Source organism: Enterococcus raffinosus (assembly GCF_001886185.1).
Taxonomy (GTDB): domain Bacteria; phylum Bacillota; class Bacilli; order Lactobacillales; family Enterococcaceae; genus Enterococcus_A; species Enterococcus_A raffinosus.
The window spans coordinates 32525-54466 of sequence record NZ_JXLA01000031.1 but is presented as its reverse complement, the minus strand read 5'-3'; the positions used below and the strand labels follow the sequence as shown (position 1 = coordinate 54466).

Below are 21942 nucleotides of genomic sequence, written 5' to 3'. Positions count from 1 at the left end.
ACGAAACTGACTAAAGTCATTAAATAAAACGTCTTGACTTAGAAAAAATGACATGTATGTTCCTCCCTATTTCTTACTGCCGTAGTATTTTTTGTATAATTTGCGGTCTTTTAAGAAGTAATAAACAATCGCCACGATGACGGCAAATAACGCAACGGGAATTTCAACCTTGGCTAGATCAAGCAGGCTGGTTTCGTAACCTAAATCCTTCAATGTCGCTTGCACCAATAACGCTCCCGGTCCGCCGACGAACAATACTTGGAAGAAGAACCATGCGATATTTTCCATTCCTGAAGACATGCCCTTCAGCTCTTCCACATAGTCCTCTTCTGGTTCCTTGCCTTTAGCTTCGATCGAACCGATCACCATCGGCATGATAATCGGACGTACAAATCCAGCTACCCCACCAAAGCTGATGTTAAAGGCCGCAAAGATGGAACGCATAATTCCGTAGGCACCGATAACCGCACCAGCTGACGCATTCTTGATTTTACTGATTAATTTCGCTGCAGATTCCTTCAAGCCATTTCGTTCCAAGGTTCCTGTTACAAGCATGATTAGAATGAAAATTGCCATTGAACGGTTTGAAACAAAGCTTGTTCCCAGGGTCGTTAGTAACCCTTCTACACCTAACCCGCCGGTGAGCGCTGTAACTACGGCAGCTACTAAAATAATCAAAATTGAATCCAATTTTAGCGCAAAGCCGACAATTACGATTAAGATACCTATTAATTTAACTAATTCCATATAAAAATTTCCTCCTTAAGTTGTTGCAATAATCGGTCGAAGCCGAGTATGACTAATAGCAATTTCTTCTGTCTTTAAAACAGTCGAAGTTTGATAAAGCGTGGTGGCCGCCAGTAATAAATCAATGGTGGCTAAGTCATGCACCACGTGCGCTTGCGCACATAAGGTTAAGTAATCTCCCTGTGAAGTCTCATCCGCAACCTCACTGGTATAGGCGACTGAAGTCAGCCAAGGGAAGCGAATAGACGGATAGCGATGCTGTGGATCAGCCGCAAAACCGATCCAGTAATTGATCATTTCCTTGTAATACTCAGCTGGAAAGAGCTTCGGCAGCCATTTATGAGCATAGGTTTCAAATTGTGCCGCCCATTCTTCATTCCACTGTTTCATCTCAGGAACCGCACCAATCGCTTCTGCGATCGCGTCTTCAATTTTTTTGTTCAATACAATATTTGAACGATATTCTTCATTCGTAGGCACCCAGAAATAGCCGTATAATAAGGAGCGTGGCAGCCAAAAGCCCTTATAAGAAGGCGATGTATAGCCCGAAAATGGCTGCTCCCACTCGTGAGTAGGTACGCCATGATTATCAACCATGACATCTGGAACAAACCGTTCGTAAAGTCTTGTCATCCCCATTGCCTCTGGATAGTTGGTATCGAGATTGAAGTACTCATAATAAAATTCTTTCCCCACACCATTGAAACGAGCAACATGCAGCTTCCATTCAGGATTATCCTTCTGCAATTCATAATGAATCGCCGCCCCGTCCACATTTTCTAAGGGAACAAGAACCAAATTCAACCGATCAGCAATCCCGTGATACTTCGAATCAGTCAATAATTCCTTCAATAGTAGGAAAGCGCCGTTGGTTCCTGAAACTTCGTTGGCGTGATGCCGCGCGTTAATGATTTCTGAGGGATAGTTGGTCAGCCGTTTGGTTCTGGAGACGTATCCTGTTTGCGCTGCCTGCGATACGAATTCAATCGCATAAATTTCTCGTCCTAAATAGGAGTTCGCGATTTTATAGACCTCAAGCTGCGGCACACGCTTCAGCTGTTGAATGATTTCTAAGTATTCTTCATAACCGATCACTTGATCGGGGTAGAGATTGATTTGATCAATCGTCAAATCCTGGGAAATCTTTGTCGTTTTCGGCGTTTGCTTCACCAAAAAGTGCTGATCCGCCACCTGAAAAATAAGCTGATCGTATAAATCAAATTCAAATTCTTTTGCGACAAGATCTTTTTCTAGCAAGCTTGCATATGCCTCTACCACTTCAGGAGCTACACCCTCGATCTGGATCGTCGCGATCAATTTTCCCTGCTGATACGTGATGGAATGAAGCGTACACTGGACTTCTTTGCGCTCCTTAGGATGAGGCAACACATGATCGCCCGCCAAAATTTGCGGTTCTTTTTTTACATGATCAAAAATCGTTGCTTCAAATTGCGGCCTGCCGATCTCCTGACGGATCACAGGTAAAATCAGCCCCGGCTCTTCAAACATTGCACCGCGAGCTTCTAATCCATAGTTTTTAAAATAATCCGCACCAGCAAAGTAAATATCCTCATGCAGCGCATCCAAACTTGACAATAAGTCATTACGACTTGCCAATTGCTCATTCGGCTCACTAGCAGAAATAGCTAATTTCAACTGCGCGAAAAAGGGCTGCTGTTCTATAGTCAATTGATCTTTTCCATGTTCTTCGACCCACGCACGAGTAGTCGGCAGCACTTCCTCTTGATACAGCGTCCAAATTTTTTCGACATCTGTTGCGAATTGCTTAGATAAACAGCACTCTCCGTTAATTGTCACTTGAATTCGACCCGTCGGCGGATGAACCTTACCCATTCCAGGATAAGCGGATAAATAGGTTCTTTCCGAATAGCTGGCCTGATAGGTCCAACGCTCAATGCCGGTCTCCGTTTCCGCTAATACTTCATAGGTCAGCTCTTCTGTACCGGAATACGTCGCAAACTCGATCTGATCAACCGACAAATCCAGTGCAGTTATGAGATTGTCTTGAATCGGATACAGCTCCTGCAAATAGCGAATCGGCAAGTCGTTCCATTTCTCAGGATCATCCCCATCCACATTGTTATAGGTTGGGGTCGCGCCCGCTTCATCCGTCCACTCGGTGATCCCTTCAGGTAAAAAAGGCTTGAAATTGATCGTAACTTTTTCAATTTTCTGACTTTTCAGTGTAGGTAAGATAATTTCGTCAATCCACGAATAGCCTTGCTTATGAGCGCAAATCAACTCAACGGTTCCGGTTACCTGACGCGCCTGCAATTCTGCTTCAATTTTGTCTTTTAGCTCTGCTCGTACTTGGCGGTCTTCGCTTAAAACTCCTTGAATCTCAATCTGATCTCCTGGCTGTAACTTCGAGTAAACAGCAGTCAATTCGGATAAAAACACATCCACTTCCCAGTCTAAATCAAAGGATTTCTGCCAGCTTTTCACCATCGAGCGATGATTCACAAAGCTTATTTCAGGCAATGCTGCCTCAATTTCTGCTTGCCGCTGCGTGATTTCAGGAGAAACGTAGGCAGTGACCTTCTGATCTGAGATACTCGACGCATAGGCCAATTGCCCATCCAGATTTTTCAGCAAAAAGCCGTCTACCAGCTTTTGCAGATAACTGGTCCAGGTTTCAAAGCTTGAAAGCTTTGGGAACTGCTCACAGATAATTGCTGAGAATTCTTCTAGCTCCTTGCCGCGACCTTCGATGATCACCAACTCGTCTTGCTGCCGAATTTGACAACTTTCCGCTTCACGAAAAAGAATGGCGGGACCGCCTTGATAATTTTCAACAAGGAGCCAATCACTAATCGCTGTTGTTTCCATCCCTAAACGAAAGGCTAGATTACTGGCGGCTGTCACGAAAGATGCGTCACATTTTTCTGGTAGAATCATTTTGACCGTCAGCTCATCCGGCAATAAGTCATTATTTTGATCCTTTATAAAAGGCCCAATGCTGAAAAGCTTCTCTAAGCCTGTTTCCTCACGCCAGTCAAAAATCATCATTTTGTCGGTGTACTCATTCACCGCTTGATAATTCTCTGGCACTTGCACGCCTTCTCCATCGACTTTTTGCTTCGCTGCCAACTCCTGCAATGATGGCGCGGCTTCGCCTACTTCTGTGCTGGCAATTGGAAAGGTTGTCTGTTCACAGTAAAATCCAGAAAGTAAGGCCACTTGAATCGCTTCTCGTTGTTTACTAAAGGATTGTCCACCTTGTACCTTTAACATCGCTTTTCCTCCCGTCATTTCTTAAATAGTGTGCCAACCTCGCGTTCTGCTAAAATATCGAACAATACCTGAGGGCTCTTTCCATTGGCTAGTACCATGGAAATATTGGCGGTTAATGCACCGGTCGCAGTCTTCAACTTACTGCGAATGCCTCCACGGCTCAATTCTCCTAAATGAGGATCAGATTCTTCCAGTAAGCATTGATCAATCTCACTTAAATGCTGAATCATCGTCGCTTCTTCATTCAACAAAGGATTCTCAGAATAAAGGCCGTTTACGTCCGTCAGCATCACTAATAGATCCGCCTGCACCGCCTCAGCTACTAATAAGGACAACTCATCATTGTCTTCAAACTTCATTTGGTGCCCTTCCCCATCTATCGTTACCGCATCATTTTCGTTAATAATCGGAATTATTTGATGGGCCAGAAGTTCCTGCAGTGTTTGAATAAACGCCTGACGACTATTTGGCTGCTCTAGAACCTCTCGACTTAGTAGAAGCTGACCGATTTTTTGCTGGTGCTCCTTAAACGCATCCTCATACAAACCCGTTAAAATTCCTTGGCCGACCGCTGCTGCCGCATATTTCGATACGTCACCTAATTGCGTAATGCCCACACCAACAGCACCAGATGAAACTAAAATCAGACGCTTCCCACTGGTGGTCAATTCCGATAACACGCTAGCCAGCTTAAATATCGCTGACTCACTCACACCGTTTTCTGGTGAGACCAATAAGCTGGTCCCCACCTTTATTACAATAATATCCGCTTCTTTGATTTCTTCTCTCATCTAAAACACCTTAACTATAAAAAACAGACTACACATCTTAACAAAACTACAATCGTCTATTACACTTTTATTATTTTTGGCTAATCATATCACAAATCGAACCGCATGAAAATATTTTATTTTTCTAACCTTATCTTCCTTTCAAAAATAATCTCTTTGTGTTAAAGGATTTCATTGATCAATCATAGGATAAAAAATGGTTTTACCAACAAAACAGTTATCTTAACCAAACTAACTATTATCTTATTATAATAAATATTTATTTTAAAAGAACGTATGTAATCATTTAAAATAATCATTCCACACAAAGTTGTATTCATTTTATTTTCCTACAGGTTCAGAATTACCTCAGAATTTTTTTATCCTGAACAAAAAAACTGTACATACCTTTGATTCCCACGTTGGAAGAGAATCTAAGAGTATGTACAGCTATTTCTCAACAGCGAACTTCTAAGCGTTGGTTGATGGTAAAATTGTTTCTACCTCTGAATGAGGGCGTGGAATAACGTGAACAGATAGTAATTCACCTACACGCTGCGCCGCTGCTGCACCAGCATCCGTTGCCGCCTTCACTGCACCGACATCTCCACGTACCAAGACGGTCACGATTCCGCCGCCGACACGTTCTTTCCCGACTAAGGTCACATTCGCCGCTTTCACCATTGCGTCTGCTGCTTCAATTGATCCGATTAATCCTTTTGTTTCGATCATTCCTAATGCATCTGATTTCATTTTTGTATTCCTCCTAAATTATTTTCTAATTTTTATTGATGTTCCTGGCATAACGCCAAGAGCATTGGCTTCTTCGGTATCAATATGACACTCCAAGCCTGAATTCGCAGTCGCGCGAATTACTACATTGTTTAAGCTTCCGCCGCGTTCTCCTTCAAAATCGATAGAGACGACTTGACCGTCAGTCACACCAAATTGCTCAGCTTGTTCTGGTAACATATGGATGTGACGTTTGGCAATAATTACTCCCTGCTGAATTTCATAGGAACCGTTTGGCCCAATCAGGGTGATTCCAGGAGTATTGGCTAAATCACCTGACAACCGCAGGGCTCCCATTACTCCTAATTTAAAGGTATCGCTTTGCAAGATTTCTACTTGTGTCGCTGATCTGACTGGCCCTAAGACACGCACCTTCTCGATTACACCTTTGGGACCAGCAAGCGTGACACATTCCTTGCAGGCGTATTGGCCAGGCTGAGACAAGTCCTTTAGCTTAGTTAATTGATACTGATTGCCGAATAATTTATCGACTGCCGCTTGACTTAAATGAATATGGCGGTTCGAAATCCCAACAGGAATCGTATCGTCTTTCGGTTTGTCTTCAGGATTTAAATGCGCCATGATGGCATTTAGAATCACTTCATAATCTTCCATTTGTACTCCTTTATTTCTTTATTTACATCAGAAAGCTTAGGCATTCATGGTGGTTAAGACTTTTCGAACAACCTCCGCTAACTCAGATAATTCAGCAGCAGAGAAATTGAGTTCTTCTGAATCCCCGCCTTTTGGCTCGCTAGTAGCTGTTTGAGTGGTCAAACATGCATCGATGGGCTCTTCCAGTTCTGGATGTGTGAAGCTGTTGTCTTCAGTGACTAAAGTCGTAACATCCTTTAAGCCATAGGCCACCTTCTTAATATTTAATAGATGCTTCGGACTAACGTTTTCAGAAACAGAGCTTCCACCAAAGGTTCCACATCCAAGAGTGAAGGAGATTGGCAAACCGGTGCTGATTCCTGTACCACCTTGACTCCCGCCAGTGTTGACTAAGATTCGAGAAGCCGGTTTTGCGGCAAATTTCAACACAATATCCCGATCATTCGTATGAATACTCATCGTATGCCCGATGCCGTTTTGTAATAAATCAATACTCAGTTGGCAAGCTTTTTCCCAATCCTTCACGGTGTAGAAAGCTAGAACGGTGGTTAATTTCTCAAAGGACAATGGATTTCCAGCACCCACACCATTTTGTCGACCAACCAAAACTGTGGTCGTATGAGGAACAGTAAAACCAGCCGCTTCTGCGATCACTTGCGGTGTTCGTCCAACAAATTTAGCGTTCATCGCATGACTGCCGCCTTTGAAGAGCAATCCGCAAACTTTTTCTGTCTCTTTCTCTGACATAAAGTAGCCGCCTTGTGCCTTCAATTCAGCGATGACTGCCGCCTCATTGCTCTCTTCACAAATGATTGATTGCTCGGATGCGCATATCGTTCCATTGTCAAAGGTCTTGCTGGCAATGATTTGACTGATCGCTTTCTTCACATCCGCGGTTTTCTCGATATAGGCAGGAGAATTCCCCGCACCCACACCAATCGCTGGTTTTCCAGAGCTGTAGGCCGCTTTCACCATTCCAGGACCACCTGTTGCGATAATTAATTTCACCTCAGCTGCATGCATCAGCTCATTGGTAGAGGCCATGGTTGGTGTGGTTACACAGCTAATAATTCCTTTGGGCGCGCCTGCCGCTTCGGCGGCTCGGCTCATCATATCCGCTGCTTTTTTAGTACATTCAGCTGCAGCCGGATGCGGTGCGAAGACGATCGCGTTTCTCGATTTCAGTGCGACCATCGCTTTGAAAATCACAGTTGATGTTGGATTGGTGGAAGGAATAATCCCTAATACTAATCCGACAGGCTCCGCCACATCGAAGGTGCCCTTCGTGGTGTCCTCGTGAATGATCCCAACAGTTTTCTCATCTTTAATTTCTTCATATAGCAAAGCTCCCGCCGCATGATTCTTATAAGCTTTATCCGCGACCTTTCCAAACCCTGTTTCATCCACCGCTGCTTTTGCTAAGCAAACTGAAAATTTTTCTGCGGCATCCTTCATGTTCTTCAAAATGTCATCTACTTGTGCTTGAGTAAATGTCGCGAATTTTTGAGCTGCCGCCTGTCCTGCGCGGGCCAAATCTCGTGCTTCTTGGACGGAGCATAAATCTTTGTCAAATGTCGTCATTTTCTTTTACTCCTTTAGCGCTTAAATTGCTGACTGCCTCTGCAATCAGTGTTTTTTTCAAATTGATCGATCTACTTCTTAGTGAAGTGCTGCATCAATGCCGCAATAAGCTGCTCTTTATTGGCTTTATGGACATCCTTCTTATTAATAGAGAAGTTTTGCTGCTTCTTCGCTAGCTTTCGCAGCTCTAAAACCTTCATAGCAGACAATTCGTTTTCAATTTCTGCTGTTTTGCCGGCTTTTCCTAGTTCTGAGTACGAGACTTCTGTCATTTCTTGGCTAGGAGAAGTAGGTGTCGTATCATTTTCTGTTTCCTTTGACTCTTCCTGAAGTGTCTCAGCTTCTGGCTTTTCGTTAGCTGCTTGACTCTCTGACTTAACGACCCCTTCATCATTTTGCAAGTTGAGATCATCCGCTGGATTATCAGCTTCAGCTTTCGTTTCGATTTCCACTTCGGCGGCAGCTTCAAACAATCGTAAACTCTCATCTGGTCGAGGGATCACGTGTGTCGTCGCCAATAATGATTCTCCAAGATTTGTCACAGCTGATGCTGCAGCGTCCACGGCTGTTTTTACCGCGGCTACATCCCCCTGCACCATAATGGTCACTAAACCTCCGCCTACAACTTCTTTTTGAGTCAACGTTACTTCAGCCGTTTTCAGCATGACATCACTGGCTTCGACAGCTGCCAGTAACCCTTTTGTTTCAACTAATCCTAATGCTTTCATACTCTTGCTCCTTTAATGTCAGTCACGGCTCGTTGGAAGGATTTCACAACAAATCCGGCCAATTTGCTGGATACGTCGCGTAAAACAGTTTCACCTTGTTTGGTGAACACCAAGTAACCTTACTGTCTTTTGGCACAAAGACGACGTCTCCCGGATTGGCTGTAAATGTTTGACCCTCGATCGTAATCTCCAAAGTGCCGCTGATCACATAATCGATCTCCTCATAGGTTAGCTCCCAGTCAAAGGAGGAATGATCGATTTCAAGAAAGCCGGCGCTGATCTGTGCTTCTTCCTTACTAATCAACTCTTGATAGTAGACCTTGGCATTGGGATCACCTGTGTCGAAGGGCGCCATTTTGACACTTTCACCCTTTACGACTTTCAAGCCGCTGTCATGCTGTTCACATTGGAATGAAGCCGTTTCCCCTGCTAAAATCATCTTTAATAGTTGGATTAGCGTATTCTTATCGAGCTCATTAGGAATAGCCGCTTCTGTTAACGTCGTTTCACAGCATTCCTTGATGGGTAGTTGAAAGGCTTCAATCAAATCTTGTGCCGCTGGTGTGACTATCGTATTTCCATCGACGCATAAAGCTATTCCGTCTGCCTGCGCCTGTTCAACATCCTCGACACAAATCAATTTTTTCATCGCTTCCGATCCTTTCTATACAGATTCACAACTTTCATCAATAATACCGATTACCGCTGCATCTACTGGAATCGCATCATTTTCCAGCATTCTTCTGGCGGCACTCCCGCAGGTAACAATCACGCGATCACCGATTCCAGCTCCAATGACATCACAGACAATCAGCTGTTCGCCATCACGAGAACCGCCAATTACCTCTGCAATCATCAGCTTTAACCCATTTAGCTGCTCCGATTTGCGTGTCGCCCAGATATTATCGATCAATCGTGCCGTTACCATTTTCGTTCCTTGTCTTTTCGTTTGATTTCTTCAATGGCTGACTCAACGGATGCGGTATCGCCAAAAATTGCCAAAAGTATCATATTTTGCGGACAGCTGCCACGAATATCCTCCACCGTCACACCGACAGCTTTTTCCGCGACATCTGCGGCACAAACCATTTCGATCAGTTTCCCCTGTACGAGTCCCACTGCGTCTGGTGTTTCCAAAGCCGATTTTGGTCCTGAGCCTTTGCGGCGATTCAAGATGGCTAGGGTGCCTTCACCAGGAGACTTAATTATGCGACAATCCATTTTACTGTTCCTCCTCTACCTCAACTGCTCTGCTCCGGCAATATGATAAAAGAATAAAAGTCCTGCTTTGAGACTTTTAGCTTATTGCCAGATTCGCCTACAATATTTCATCCGTACAGCTCAACGCGATCCCTAAAGGCGTTACGAACATGGGGTTTAACGGTTTATAGGTCTTAATTCCTGTTTTTGACTCGATGATTGTTTCGATTCCTGTCAAACAAGCTGTCCCACCAACTAAATACAGTCCATCAATTTCGAAGCCCTCGATTTGTGCTGTGATGATCGTGGCGATTTTTTCTACTACTGGCTTTAAGACCCGGATCAGCTCTGAATGATTGTTCTGATCTCGTTTGTAAAGTTCCGCTTCAGAAAATGAAAAACGATAGGCCCCGGCGGTGACTAGTGTCAAGTGGGTCCCCCCAGTTGCGTCATCTGCAACTTTTACTACCTCTCCATCCTTAATAATGGAAATCCCCGTTGTTCCGCCGCCGATATCGACGACCGCACCATTTTGAATGGATAAAACTTGATTGGCAGCAGTTGGTTCGTCTAACACATTGGTTAACTCAAAGCCCGCACCTTGAACCACATTTTTTATCGCTCCACCATCCAACGCATCGGTTCCTGGGGGAATCGCCGCTGCTGCGTAAATTAATTCGGTGTCCAGCTTTTCCTCTAGCTCCGCCTTTAATTCTTTGACGATACTGATAGCGCCGATATAATCAACGACCATCCCATCTCGGACAACATCAGCATAGCGATAAGCTCCCGCCACAGGTTGGAAATTTTCGTCCATAACAGCCAAGACGATACAGGCTGTCCCAAGATCGACACCGGTATAGTAAATCCCTGTCGCGCTTTTTTTCGGCTCTTTAATTACTGCTTCAAATTCTGCGACTAATTGGTCACAGGCCTTTCTATCGTTCATGATCATCACAGACATTTCCTCCGACTTTTAGAAATTTTTTAAAGGTTTTGTAGCTGATCTTCTGCTTGTTTCATCCAGTAAATCAGTTTTTTTAGAGCGAGCTCTTGTTCTGCTGAAACAAAAGCTTGTAAGGTCCCCGCATAAGCAGCCGCACGATGCAGACTTAAAATTACTTTGCCGCCTGGCTGAAAAAGGAGCGCTTCATTTAATTCAGAAAGGTCATTCTCTTCATCAGAAGCAGCTTCCGACAGCTCAAGCTCATCAAATTTTTCTTCCTTAATGCGAGTTACTATTTGTGCTAAACCAACAATTCGACGGCTGACTACCGTGCTTAGTTCATTTGCTTTCAACGCGGCTTCCCATAGCTCGATCTCGAGTAACGAAAAGAAGTTTGCTCTTTTAACCGCAACTGCCTTTTCCCTCGTGTCGTTCCCTTCAGCATGACTTCCTAGTTCTGACCTGCCCTCGCTAATAAGCTTAATTTGATGATCTGACAGAAACTGCTTTGCTCCGGGGGTTAGTCGCTCATTCGTGTCTAAAAAAAGTTCTTTAAAAGGCTGGTGACGGTTCTTCACTTGCAGCTCTTGTTCTGTGATGTAGTGCATCAATGACCACCTCGACAAATCCTAGAGTAAATACCTGCCAAATCTTCACGAGTTACTTTTCGAGGATTCGTTAACGTGCATTTATCCTTTAACGCGGCTTCGGCCATTTCTGGAATCGCTGCAAGAAATTCCCCTTCATCAATCTCTAACTCAGTGACATATTTCGGCACCTCAAATTTTCGCGTCAGCTTCTGAATCCCCGCGATAAGCAGGCTCACCGTCGTCCGATCAGTCATGGAGCGAAGTCCTAGCAGGTTCGCAGCTTCTGCGTATTTCGTTAAAGCTGGTGAAGCGAAGTCACCCTCTATCCCTGCATTGAATGAAATCACATGGGGTAACAGAATGGCGTTCGCGCGACCATGCGGGATATGAAAACGTCCACCCAGTGCGTGCGCCAAGCTATGACAAATCCCTAATGATGCTTCACTAAACGCCATACCTGCTAAACAAGAAGCATTGTGGATTTTTTCTCGCAGCTCTTTGTTTTCGCCATCTGCAACAACCTTGTCTAGATCCTGCCATATGATTCGCATCGCCTTTTCCGCACAGGCATCGGTGAAATCTGTTGCATCCGTTGAAACATAAGCTTCTAATGTGTGCGTCAACACATCGATCCCTGTATCCGCAGTCACTCCGCTTGGTACAGTGAGAGTAAAAGCTGGATCAAGAATCGCGATTTCTGGAATCATTCCGTCATCTACCAGAGCATATTTCCCATTAACAGAGGGATCAGAAATCACCGCAAAAGAGGTTACTTCACTGCCTGTTCCACTTGTGGTTGGAACACAAATCAACTGTATCTTCTTTTCCAGCTCGACTTGCTGGTAGATTTGGCGAACTGCTTTGGCCGTATCCAGAGCAGACCCGCCTCCTAATGCGAGGATCGCGTCTGGTTGAAAACCTGCAGCATAAGCCACTCCTTTTGTCACTACCTCAATCGTTGGATCAGGAACAATTTCAGAGAAAAGCTGAAATGCAATTTCACTTTCTGTTAGAATGGTCGTCACTTTTTTTACCATTCCGCTGACGACCATGAAAGGATCACAGATTACTAATACTCGTTGATAATCGAAATCCTTTAAAGCGTTTATCGCTTGATTACCGGAATATATTTTTGTCGCCATTTTAAATGTTTCCATCGTCTCTCCCCCCTTCTAAAATAATTTTTTTAATTGAACACAGATTAGGCTTTGCTAAATCAAGCAAGCCGTCAATAGGCTCTATGCCACAGGAGAAAAGCTGCCCTTTCGCTTTTCTCAATCCTTCTTCCGTATAAGCTTCGTGATAAGTGATTACGCCATAAATAGGAATTCGAAACGCTTTTGCAAAATTCGGCGGGTAGCTGCGGCGACTCGCCGTAACTGGCTGCAGAAAGATGCCGCAATCCGCTGACTGCTGCAGGGCAATGACATGCTTGTGCATCCAAGGACTTTCCAAATAGCTGTCGGGAACAATGATTGTCCGTTTGTGATAAACGATACTGGCGACTTTTCTTAACGGTTCTTCCTTTTCTTCAAAATAATTCGCCAAAATCATTTTCCCACTACTTCGTGGACCCACTAAAAGAATTTTCATGTTCGAGTCACATCGACGACACTAAATTTCAGAACTTCTTTGAAGACTCGCAGCACTTCTCTTAAGCTAGTTTCTACGCTTTCTACATCACCTGTAATTACGACCGAGCCGGTAAAACGGTCTAAGAAACCAATCTCTACATCCGCTACCTTTGCTGCAGTATCAGCCGCGATCATCGCCGTTTCAAAAGGTGAGAGGGTCAAAATTCCGATGGCTCCCGCCTCATCAATCCCCAATGATTGATAGACACTGCCTATCGGCGCCGCGATGACATGCGCCAACGTAATCTGCTTGCCTGGCACCGACTCTTCAATCACTCGTTGCGCGATTATTTCTGACATGACTGCTCCTCCTTAATGTCGAACGACTCTGACCGGGAAATCATATTCAGCGATCCAGCCTTCAATCTGATCCAGCTCATTATCTGACAAGCTCGGATCGCCCTCCACAGGATAGTCCATCCCTAACTGGCCGTATTTATTGACGCCCAGCTTATGGTACGGCAGCAGATCGATCCCCTTAAAATTCGGCAGTTCCTTGTAAGGAAGTAAAAAGTCGACGATTTCCTTAATTTCCTCATGGCTGTCATTAATCATTTTCAACATCGGCATTCTGATCTGAACTTTGTAGCCACGTACCAGCAATTCTTTCAAATTCGCTAAAATTTTCTCGTTACTGATACCCGTTAATTCATTGTGTCGAACAGGGTCCATATGCTTCATGTCATATAAAAAGAGATCAGTGTAATCCGCCATCTCCAACAGCTTCTTCATCCCGCTATGGCCGCAGGTCTCAATCGCTGTATTGATGCCATCTGATTTACATGCCTTCAAAAGTGCCAATGCCGCTTCTGGCTGGGCGGTGCATTCACCGCCACTAAAGGTTACCCCTCCGCCGGACATTTCGTAGAAGGCATCGTCTTCGTGAATGACCTCCATCAATTGTGAGATCGTTTTGATCGTCCCTGTAATGTTCAACGCCTTCTTAGGACAGGCGTCGACACATTTTTGACACCCGTTACAGGAAATATCGCGACGCACTTGATGTTTGCCCTTTTCATCCAGATAATGAATGCCTAAAGGACACGCCTCAACACACGTGCCGCAATCGTTGCACACGCTCTCTTTATACATGACTTCAAACTTACGCTTGATTCCTTCTGGATTGGCACACCACTGGCAACGCAATGGACAGCCTTTGAAAAAGACGATAGTTCTGATCCCAGGACCGTCATACAGGCTGTATTTTTGTACATTGAAAATCATCGCTTGCCGTTCAATCCGTTCCTCTTTCACATCAACCATCCATTCCAAGCTCCAGCTTATTTTCTAAAATTTTGTCAACATTGTCCGTGAGATAATTTCATCCTGAACATCTTTACACAGCTCTACGAAGAAGGCGCTGTAGCCCGCCACACGAACAATCAAATCACGGTATTGTTCAGGATGCTTTTGTGCCTCGATCAGCGTATTATTGTCCAAGTAGTTAAACTGCATTTCTCCATTTCCTAAATGACAAGCCGTTTTCAACAATGTAATCAGGCTTTCTTCTCCTTCAGGTGTATCCAACAGCCCAGACATGATCTTGAAGTTGTGTACCATTCCGATGTTCATGCTGTCATTAGACATTTTTGAGATGGATTTAATGATAGCTGTCGGCCCTTTGTAATCGGCTCCTTGGGTTGGACTGATCCCATCTGATAATGGGGTCCAAGCTTTTCGTCCGTTTGCGGAAGCACCCGTCAATTGTCCAAATGGTGTATTGTTAGAAATTGACAACGTTCCATGGCTCAAAACAGAATACAAGGTTTTGTATTTACGATGCTCTGATTCTGTAAAGTTGATCAAATCTGCTGCGATTAGATCGGCATAATCGTCATCATTTCCATACTTCGGCGCGTTCAAGCAGTCCGTTCTCATGCGGTCATAGTTCACGAAGTCCGCTTTTAATCCTTCGTTCAATTCCTGCAATGAATATTTTTTGTCATCAAAAACAAGTTTTTTGATGGCCGCCATTGAATCGGCGTACGTCGCTAAACCTGACCAAACAACTCCAGGACCAAAGTTATACATCGCCCCACCAGAAGAAACATCTTTTCCGTTTTCCATACAGCCTTCATACATGATGGACATTAATGGTTTTGGCGCTAGATCACGATGAACTCGTTGTGAAATGACGGTTGCCACATCTGTCCATTTAGTGATGTACTTGATCTCTTCTTTAACCGCCGCTTCGAATTCCTCATAAGTAGTAAAGCGCGACAGATCCCCCATATCTGGGCAAACTTGTTTCCCATACCACAGTGGAACACCCTTGTTTAAAACCAACTCGATACAAATCGGCCATTGTGTATAGGCAGTTGAGGTCCATTGATACAATCGACCCGATTTTTGCGGCTCCACACAGCCCATCAAGCAATAATCCCGAGCATCCTCGATCGAAACCCCTTTAGCCAGCATCATTTTGATGTGAGTATCATCGAAATGACAAGCTGGGAAGCCCATTCCTGCGCGAACCACATCAACGATTTTCTTCAAGTATTCTCGTGGTGAGTGATTATGGATTCGGCAAGCAAGCGATGGCTGATAAACCTTCACATGACGAACAGCATCCATTAACAAATACGTCAGCTCATTCGTCGCATCACGACCTTGGCGTGTCACGCCACCGACACACATATTGACAAATGGTTGATACCCCGCGAAGAATTTAGAGCCGCCTTCACTGGTGATCCACATCATTTCTGACATCTTAATCAACATACAGCCCGCCAGCTCAAAGGCTTGAAACTCGTTTATTCGTCCTTCTTCCAAGTCCGCTTTGAAGTATGGGTACATGTATTGATCGACCCGTCCGATGGACATTCCTGTTTGATTTTCTTCAACAACTAGCAAGGATTCGATAGTCCAAACAGCCTGAATCGCTTCCCAGAATGTTTCCGGTTTATGCGCTGGAACTTTACGATTAACCTCTGAAATTTTCAGAAGCTCGGCTTTACGTCTTGGATTGGTTTCCTTTGCTGCAAGCTCCGCAGCATAATCAGCCATACGACGGGCATAGATCATTACACCTTCTGTCGTATCAATGATTGATTTATAGAAGTAGATTTTCTCAATATCCTCTGGATTTTCATAATCAAGCTCTTCCAAATGGGCCTTCGCTTCATTTTGAATATCCAGCATGCCTTTTTTCATCAAGATTACATCGTAGCCAGGGTTCGAATCGCCACCACCATTTAAAGCATGGTAAGAACAGTCTGAAACAAAGGATTCACCAGATAATTCCCAAACACCCGCTTCACGGTATTGGTCCTCACAATATTCATCCACAGATTTACCCTTCCAAAATGGGAAAAGCTCTTCTCGCATGATCTTCTTGTCTTCGTCAGAAATGTAAAACGGGTCCTGCGGACGATTGCCGATTGTATCAATTTCATCCTCCATCCAGCGCCAAGCGATATCTGGTGAAAATGCTCCGGCACGAGGTTTTCCATTGGGTGCCCCGACAATCAGTTCATGATCCTGAATCACTAACGGTGCTGTTTCACAGCAATAGCGGAAACACTTCGCCCGCAAAACAATTTTTGGCATACCAGGATTTTCTTTAGCGATTTTCGTGATGGCACGGGCACGATAGGTCGTAATTGATGGAACCTGCTCTAAATAATTATCCTTTAAGGCTTGCAAACGTTTTGTGATTCCATTGGGAATAGCTGTTCCTTCTTCTGAGGCTAATGTCTCTGTTACGATGTCATCCTTTTTGACTTCATCGGAAACAGAGGCGAACATTTTCATTAGCGCTTGTCTTTCTTCCGAGCTTAATTCTTTGGTTGCTTCAGCCAGCTTGGCTGAAAATTCTTTGATGTCCATTTATCTCCCTCACTTTACTGCTCCATAATTTTTTTCAAAAACTTTTCTAATAGTGCTTGTTCATCTAAGATCGGATCGTTTTTCACTTTTTCCCCATTAAAGGTCTCACCCTTTTTGTACCCAATCTCACGAACATATCTGAGATCTCTGGCAGTGATACTATCTGCTTTAAACCCGCGTCCAGTCGTCAATCCACCTAAGATCAATGACACGGGTAACGTTGAATCCAGTCCGATTCCGGCTAAGCTCGCCCCAGTGTTGACGAGCATACGGCCCACGGGTTTCTTCAATGCGAATTCGCGGATAATCGCTTGATCCTTGGAATGAATCGCTAGTGTATGACCGTTCTGCTTTTCTTTTAACAATTGAATACACTTGTCACAGGCGTGAATCCAATCTGATTCTAAGTAGAAAGTCAGAATCGGACACTGAAGAGCCGTTGCGAATGGATTCTCGTCAAAAATATATGGCTGTTCTGAAACTAGTACACGTGTTTGTTCAGCAACAGTAAATCCGGCCAAATCAGCCAATACCTTGGCTTCTCTCCCAACAAAAGCGGGATTTATTTCACTGCCTAAATACAGCTTTGACAACAGCTTCCGCTCTTCTTCCCCACTCATGAAGTGAGCTCCCGCCTGAATCATCTGCGTTTTTACCTCGCTGGCAATCACACTTTCCGCAATCACAAACTGCTCAGCAGAAGGTAAAAGACCATTATCAAAGGCTCGGCTGGAGATTATTTCTTCTGCAGCCTGTTGAATATCCGCAGTTCGTTCAATGAATACCGGTGTAGAACCGCTGCTCCCATAAATCATCGGTTTTGCTGCAGTTTTCAAATTGAAATACGCAGGACTACCGATATTGATAACCAAAGCTACTGATTCGTGTTTCATCATCGCTTCAATTCCTTCTAGCGCTGTGTTTTCCATGAGACAAACACTTGATTGAGGAAATCCAGCTTTTACAGGTTGAAAAATGTCAAAAAGCTTTGAAGCAATGGCTTCTGTTTTGCCCGTAGGAATTAAAATGACTGAATTTCCAGATTTTAATGCGCTTACAGTCGCAAACAAAGCATTTAGCAGAATATTTTCTGCTGGCAGAATCACTGCAATCACTCCCAGCGGCACGCCAATATGTTTTAGTGAGCCTTCTGTCTCCAAAGAACCAATGGTCTGCTCTTCCAACGCTTCGCTAAGCTGCCCTAAAAAGGATTGCCATAGCTGTAATTTATCCTTCTCATTTCCTCGCTTTGTCTCAGTCACTTCATAGGCGACCAGCTCCGGTAGCTGTTGCTTTACTTCGCCTAGGAGTTGTTCGAGCATGCGGTCAATTGTTTTCTGATCATATTCCCGCAATAAACATTGCGCGTCACGAGCGGATTCTGCTAAGATACGGGCTTCTTGGATCGATATTAAATCTTTATCCACAAATTCCATGCGTTCCACTCCTTATGCTGGAAGCAGTTGCTCCAACGAATAACGATCAATGATTTTTCCTAAATCAATATGGGGACTAGCAATAACGACAGAGCTGTATACTTCAGCACCCATCTCCTCAACTGCTGCAACCCCTGTTTCCACAGCTGTTTTACAGGCGGCAACATCGCCTCTTACGATGACCGAAATGTAGCCAGAGGCTACATTTTCATAGCCGACTAGTTCCACATCAGCCGCCTTGCACATCGCATCGGCCGCTTCTAAAACAAAAACTAACCCGAAGGTCTCAATTGCTCCGATTGCTTCGTATCTTTCCATATTCCCACTCCTTATTGATCAATGTCGTGAACAGAAACAATATCTCCCACCGCTCGGATAGGTCTTGGCATCACGTTTTGCGCGGTTAATTTACCGATCGCTTCAGCAGCGCTAGCACCAGCTGCCACCGAGGCTTCGACTGCCGCCACATCTCCTTTGATCATGATTGTGACTAAAGTCGATCCAATGTTTTCATAGGAAATCAGTTCCACATTTGCTGCCTTCAGCATTTCATCACAGGCCTTTAACGCAGGAACTAATCCGATCGTTTCAACCAGTCCTAGTGCTTCTTCACCCTTGTACCTCACCTTTTTGCCTCCTTACACTTTTCGATATGCCGCGTCCACATATTTCATTACAGTGCTTCGTCCATCCTCTGTAATCTTGTAGCGCATCACCAATTCATTCTCTTTATCCAAATCGTAGCTAGTCATTTCGACTAAACCATTCGCCTCTAAGGCTAATAAATGATCCAAATACATTTTTTCGTTAAACTGTTTTTCATTTCCATAGTCTTTTTTTAGCGCGGTCATTACTTGCTTTACATCCACTTCAGTGTCGTCAGACATATGATTTAAAACAGCCATTCTGCTTGGTAGTACCATCCTATGCATCTCCTTTTCTGATTAAATCTAAAGGATTCATCGTAACGATAATCGCCCCTAATACGATGACAATTGACCCAATGACGATCGTTGCTGTTAACGTTTGTCCTAAGAAGATTACGCAGAACAAAACGCCCCAGAAAGCATACGTAACGTTTAGAGACATTCCGATCGCACAGCCTACCATCGAATTCGCTTTGTACCAGCAAACGAAGGAGACTGCCGCACTTAAACCAGATAAAACCAGCCACAAAATCGGGATACCAGCCGTTAAGGTACCGCCTAACAAATTCATTCCTCCCACAAGAGGAACGATTAGTACTAGAACTACCAAACCAGAAATCAATTCTCTGAGGTTCACTGCTACGTCTGTATCAATCATGGCACCGCCAAAGCTAGAGAACACGCCCTCAAGTCCCCAGCAAATTGCCGCGATCAATGCACAGATGATCCCCAACGTAAAGTTCGGTGCCCCTTCTGGTTTCACGAAGTTGATGATGATGGCACCAACCACACACAAGACCATTCCGAAAACAACGCGTTTTGTCGGACGTTGCTTCAAGAATATCCAAGCGAACAATGCGCCAAAAAGACTACAGGTTGCTGAAATCGGAATCGCGTAAGCTCCAGCCATTGCTAGACCAATCAAATATGCGCCGTTTGCTACTGGTCCCCCCAGTAAGAAGCCGATCACCAGCATTTGTCCCGGCTTTGTTTTCAATGTACGAGATAATTCCTTTAAACGCCCCTGCTTCGCGTTATAGAATAAAAGCCAGATTCCTGCAAAAAAGTCATTTAAACCTGAACAAACAAAAGGTGCCGCTAAAAAACCCGCTGCGCTAACCAATGGATCATACCCGCTGGCAACCATTACTAACGTGGAATAAATGCCGTAAGTTAAGCCGGAAATTAACCCATTACTTATTCCAGCGACACGAAATTTTTTACCGACCGCTTTCATTTTTGTTTCTGCAGAAACTGCCGATTGCATGACACTTTTCTCACTATTCATATCAATTCCCCTTATTCATTCGTTGTATGCGGCAGAATGGATTCAACTTCCCCATGAGGACGTGGAATCACATGGACAGACAATAACTCCCCTACTCGCTGTGCCGCTGCTGCTCCAGCGTCAGTTGCAGCTTTAACGGCTCCAACATCACCACGAACCATAACGGTTACAATACCGCCACCGACAAGCTCTTTTCCGATTAGAGAGACATTTGCCGCCTTGACCATTGCGTCTGCTGCTTCAATCGAGCCCACAAGTCCTTTTGTTTCTACCATTCCTAATGCATCATATTTCATTTGAGTTCCTCCCATTTGCGTTAAACACGCAATTAATTTTTCCTTCTTCACTTTAGATTGTTCCCTTACGGTAGGAGTCAACAAAATATTTTAAAAAAATTGTTCAATAGAACACAAACTTTTTTCTTGAAACAGAGAGTATTCTCAATTAACTGTACCAATCGAGAATCTATATCTGCATACTCAATATAAAACCTTAGAGCCCTCTCATTTGTTCACATCGACTTATTTAAAATTATTTTTCCTTTAAATATTTTCGTTTCTTTTTCAATTAATACAGAAATAAAAAAAATGATGGATTTTCGACAATCAACCGCTCGCTTTTTATAGAAAAATGAAAGTTATTTGGAATCAATACAGAACAATGAAAACGTTTTCCTTTTTTGCTTTTTTCCAACAATCCTGTTATGTCGGTCATTTCCTCCCATTTTTCATTAATTTTCGGGAACCTTGCCCTTAGAGACAAGGCTCATTGGCGTTTCATATTTTCAGAAATTTTCCTCTGTATTTTTCATAAATTGATCAAAAGAAACAGCCAAGCATCATACGGACGCTTGACTGTTTGCGCTTATCTTTTTGTTGCCGGCAGCATTATCTCTGTAACAAATTTATTTGGGTCCTGAATAGACCAATAATCAATGACATACCGCTCATAACAGTTGGGGCCGATTTCATAATTGTTTTCGACTGCCCACTCTTCTAAAAGACGATACTTTTCAGAAATTGTTTTATGATCGCCTAAATGATACAAACAAGCAAAAATTTGACCGCCGAAATCTTGTCTTGGTATAAGAAATTTACTATTGCGAACTGGTTTTTGAATTACTGTCGCCCGTTTGATCCTGCCTGCTGCTTTAGATTGATAATCGTCAAAGCTTAAAATAACAGGACCCGTAATCTCACTTTCAAAATGCTCTAGGTAATTGGTCCATTCGATATTGATAATCGATGATTTGTAATCGTATTCAAAATCCTGTTCTAGGAAATAATAATGCTCACGATCGACATACTTCAAACTGATATTATTGATTTTGTTCTCCATTGCCATTGTTCCTTCATTGAGCAATCCTACCCAATCCGACACTGACTCATGACAGTTTTGAATGCGTTCTTCCTCTCTCTTTAATTCGTCCAGCTTGCTTAAAAATTTTCGCTGGTGATAAAAATAATCTGTCGTGTCTGAAACGCCTGTCATTTCCTGCAAACGAAAGCCCATCTGCTTGTAATACTTCAAAATAGGAATCATCATTACTGTATCTTCACTGTAATAACGATAACCATTTTTTGGACTCACATGATCAGGTACGAGTAGCCCTAATTCCTCGTAAAACCGTAATGTTTTTCTTGAAACGCGACAAATATCTGCGGCCTCCCCGATACTATGCAGCTTTTTCGCGTCCATGTTCATTGCCATTTATCCAGTCACCTCCCACAATTTCTCTAAAAATTATGGGGCGTTCTGTTATAGTTGTCAAGATAAATTATAAACTGCACTATAACAGAGAGGATGTTTTTGTGAAAAAATGTATTTGTATCAAGGGTCTAACAATTACTTTTTCTTTTAAATAAAAAAATAATAACTGAATAGG

24 protein-coding genes are annotated in these 21942 nt (G+C 43.7%); all 24 read right to left on the bottom strand.

Annotated elements, in window-relative coordinates; translation table 11 throughout:
* Positions 1 to 66 precede the first annotated feature (66 nt).
* The 24 genes from RV13_RS15455 to RV13_RS15340 all read right to left on the bottom strand — a co-directional run bounded on the left by RV13_RS15455 (position 67) and on the right by RV13_RS15340 (position 21767).
* On the bottom strand, positions 67 to 747 hold the full coding sequence (locus RV13_RS15455) for a DUF969 domain-containing protein (RefSeq protein WP_060789425.1): 681 nt from the start codon (positions 745 to 747) through the stop codon (positions 67 to 69).
* 15 nt (positions 748 to 762) lie between these two features.
* On the bottom strand, positions 763 to 4002 hold the full coding sequence (locus RV13_RS15450) for a M14 family metallopeptidase (protein ID WP_060789426.1): 3240 nt from the start codon (positions 4000 to 4002) through the stop codon (positions 763 to 765).
* 14 nt (positions 4003 to 4016) lie between these two features.
* Positions 4017 to 4793: a glutamate 5-kinase gene (gene proB / locus RV13_RS15445; RefSeq protein ID WP_060789427.1), complete on the bottom strand. Its 777-nt coding sequence runs from the start codon at positions 4791 to 4793 to the stop codon at positions 4017 to 4019.
* Positions 4794 to 5243: 450 nt separating this feature from the next.
* Positions 5244 to 5525 (bottom strand): BMC domain-containing protein, encoded by a 282-nt coding sequence (locus RV13_RS15440; RefSeq protein ID WP_016178630.1) that lies wholly within the window; start codon positions 5523 to 5525, stop codon positions 5244 to 5246.
* A gap of 18 nt (positions 5526 to 5543) precedes the next feature.
* On the bottom strand, positions 5544 to 6179 hold the full coding sequence (pduL, locus tag RV13_RS15435; protein ID WP_028020153.1) for a phosphate propanoyltransferase: 636 nt from the start codon (positions 6177 to 6179) through the stop codon (positions 5544 to 5546).
* A 36-nt stretch (positions 6180 to 6215) separates the two neighbouring features.
* Positions 6216 to 7760: an acetaldehyde dehydrogenase (acetylating) gene (locus tag RV13_RS15430; protein WP_028020152.1), complete on the bottom strand. Its 1545-nt coding sequence runs from the start codon at positions 7758 to 7760 to the stop codon at positions 6216 to 6218.
* A gap of 71 nt (positions 7761 to 7831) precedes the next feature.
* Positions 7832 to 8488 carry a BMC domain-containing protein gene (locus tag RV13_RS21560; protein ID WP_028020151.1) on the bottom strand — a complete coding sequence of 219 codons (657 nt, stop codon included), beginning with the start codon at positions 8486 to 8488 and terminating at the stop codon, positions 7832 to 7834.
* 43 nt (positions 8489 to 8531) lie between these two features.
* Entirely contained in the window at positions 8532 to 9137 is a 606-nt protein-coding gene (locus RV13_RS15420) for a cupin domain-containing protein (protein ID WP_028020150.1), read from the bottom strand.
* A 15-nt stretch (positions 9138 to 9152) separates the two neighbouring features.
* Positions 9153 to 9416 carry a EutN/CcmL family microcompartment protein gene (locus tag RV13_RS15415; RefSeq protein ID WP_010744272.1) on the bottom strand — a complete coding sequence of 88 codons (264 nt, stop codon included), beginning with the start codon at positions 9414 to 9416 and terminating at the stop codon, positions 9153 to 9155.
* Positions 9410 to 9709: a BMC domain-containing protein gene (locus RV13_RS15410; RefSeq protein ID WP_010744271.1), complete on the bottom strand. Its 300-nt coding sequence runs from the start codon at positions 9707 to 9709 to the stop codon at positions 9410 to 9412. Before RV13_RS15410 ends, RV13_RS15415 begins: the two co-directional genes overlap by 7 nt.
* A 97-nt stretch (positions 9710 to 9806) precedes the next feature.
* Positions 9807 to 10643, bottom strand: coding sequence for an ethanolamine utilization protein EutJ (gene eutJ / locus RV13_RS15405; protein WP_028020149.1), 837 nt, complete (start codon positions 10641 to 10643; stop codon positions 9807 to 9809).
* A gap of 32 nt (positions 10644 to 10675) precedes the next feature.
* Positions 10676 to 11242: a hypothetical protein gene (locus RV13_RS15400; RefSeq protein ID WP_028020148.1), complete on the bottom strand. Its 567-nt coding sequence runs from the start codon at positions 11240 to 11242 to the stop codon at positions 10676 to 10678.
* Positions 11242 to 12381 (bottom strand): 1-propanol dehydrogenase PduQ, encoded by a 1140-nt coding sequence (locus tag RV13_RS15395; protein WP_028020147.1) that lies wholly within the window; start codon positions 12379 to 12381, stop codon positions 11242 to 11244. The genes RV13_RS15400 and RV13_RS15395 overlap by 1 nt, the downstream gene beginning before the upstream one ends.
* On the bottom strand, positions 12368 to 12817 hold the full coding sequence (locus tag RV13_RS15390; protein WP_028020146.1) for a EutP/PduV family microcompartment system protein: 450 nt from the start codon (positions 12815 to 12817) through the stop codon (positions 12368 to 12370). The genes RV13_RS15395 and RV13_RS15390 overlap by 14 nt, the downstream gene beginning before the upstream one ends.
* A complete protein-coding gene (locus RV13_RS15385) occupies positions 12814 to 13158 on the bottom strand; it encodes a BMC domain-containing protein (RefSeq protein WP_010744266.1) in 345 nt (114 codons plus the stop codon). The genes RV13_RS15390 and RV13_RS15385 overlap by 4 nt, the downstream gene beginning before the upstream one ends.
* Before the next feature lie 12 nt (positions 13159 to 13170).
* Complete coding sequence (gene cutD / locus RV13_RS15380; RefSeq protein ID WP_028020145.1) at positions 13171 to 14121, bottom strand: choline TMA-lyase-activating enzyme; 951 nt, start codon at positions 14119 to 14121, stop codon at positions 13171 to 13173.
* A 24-nt stretch (positions 14122 to 14145) separates the two neighbouring features.
* A complete protein-coding gene (cutC, locus tag RV13_RS15375) occupies positions 14146 to 16686 on the bottom strand; it encodes a choline trimethylamine-lyase (RefSeq protein WP_028020144.1) in 2541 nt (846 codons plus the stop codon).
* 14 nt (positions 16687 to 16700) lie between these two features.
* Positions 16701 to 18122 carry an aldehyde dehydrogenase family protein gene (locus tag RV13_RS15370; protein WP_028020143.1) on the bottom strand — a complete coding sequence of 474 codons (1422 nt, stop codon included), beginning with the start codon at positions 18120 to 18122 and terminating at the stop codon, positions 16701 to 16703.
* Positions 18123 to 18134: 12 nt separating this feature from the next.
* Positions 18135 to 18440 (bottom strand): BMC domain-containing protein, encoded by a 306-nt coding sequence (locus RV13_RS15365; RefSeq protein WP_028020142.1) that lies wholly within the window; start codon positions 18438 to 18440, stop codon positions 18135 to 18137.
* Between the two features lie 11 nt (positions 18441 to 18451).
* Entirely contained in the window at positions 18452 to 18748 is a 297-nt protein-coding gene (locus tag RV13_RS15360; RefSeq protein ID WP_010744261.1) for a BMC domain-containing protein, read from the bottom strand.
* A gap of 12 nt (positions 18749 to 18760) precedes the next feature.
* Positions 18761 to 19045: a helix-turn-helix domain-containing protein gene (locus tag RV13_RS15355; protein ID WP_010744260.1), complete on the bottom strand. Its 285-nt coding sequence runs from the start codon at positions 19043 to 19045 to the stop codon at positions 18761 to 18763.
* A 1-nt stretch (position 19046) separates the two neighbouring features.
* Entirely contained in the window at positions 19047 to 20057 is a 1011-nt protein-coding gene (locus RV13_RS15350) for a DMT family transporter (protein ID WP_010744259.1), read from the bottom strand.
* Between the two features lie 11 nt (positions 20058 to 20068).
* Positions 20069 to 20353, bottom strand: coding sequence for an ethanolamine utilization microcompartment protein EutM (gene eutM / locus RV13_RS15345; protein ID WP_028020141.1), 285 nt, complete (start codon positions 20351 to 20353; stop codon positions 20069 to 20071).
* A gap of 568 nt (positions 20354 to 20921) precedes the next feature.
* Positions 20922 to 21767 carry a MerR family transcriptional regulator gene (locus RV13_RS15340; protein WP_060789428.1) on the bottom strand — a complete coding sequence of 282 codons (846 nt, stop codon included), beginning with the start codon at positions 21765 to 21767 and terminating at the stop codon, positions 20922 to 20924.
* Between the last annotated feature and the right edge of the window lie 175 nt (positions 21768 to 21942).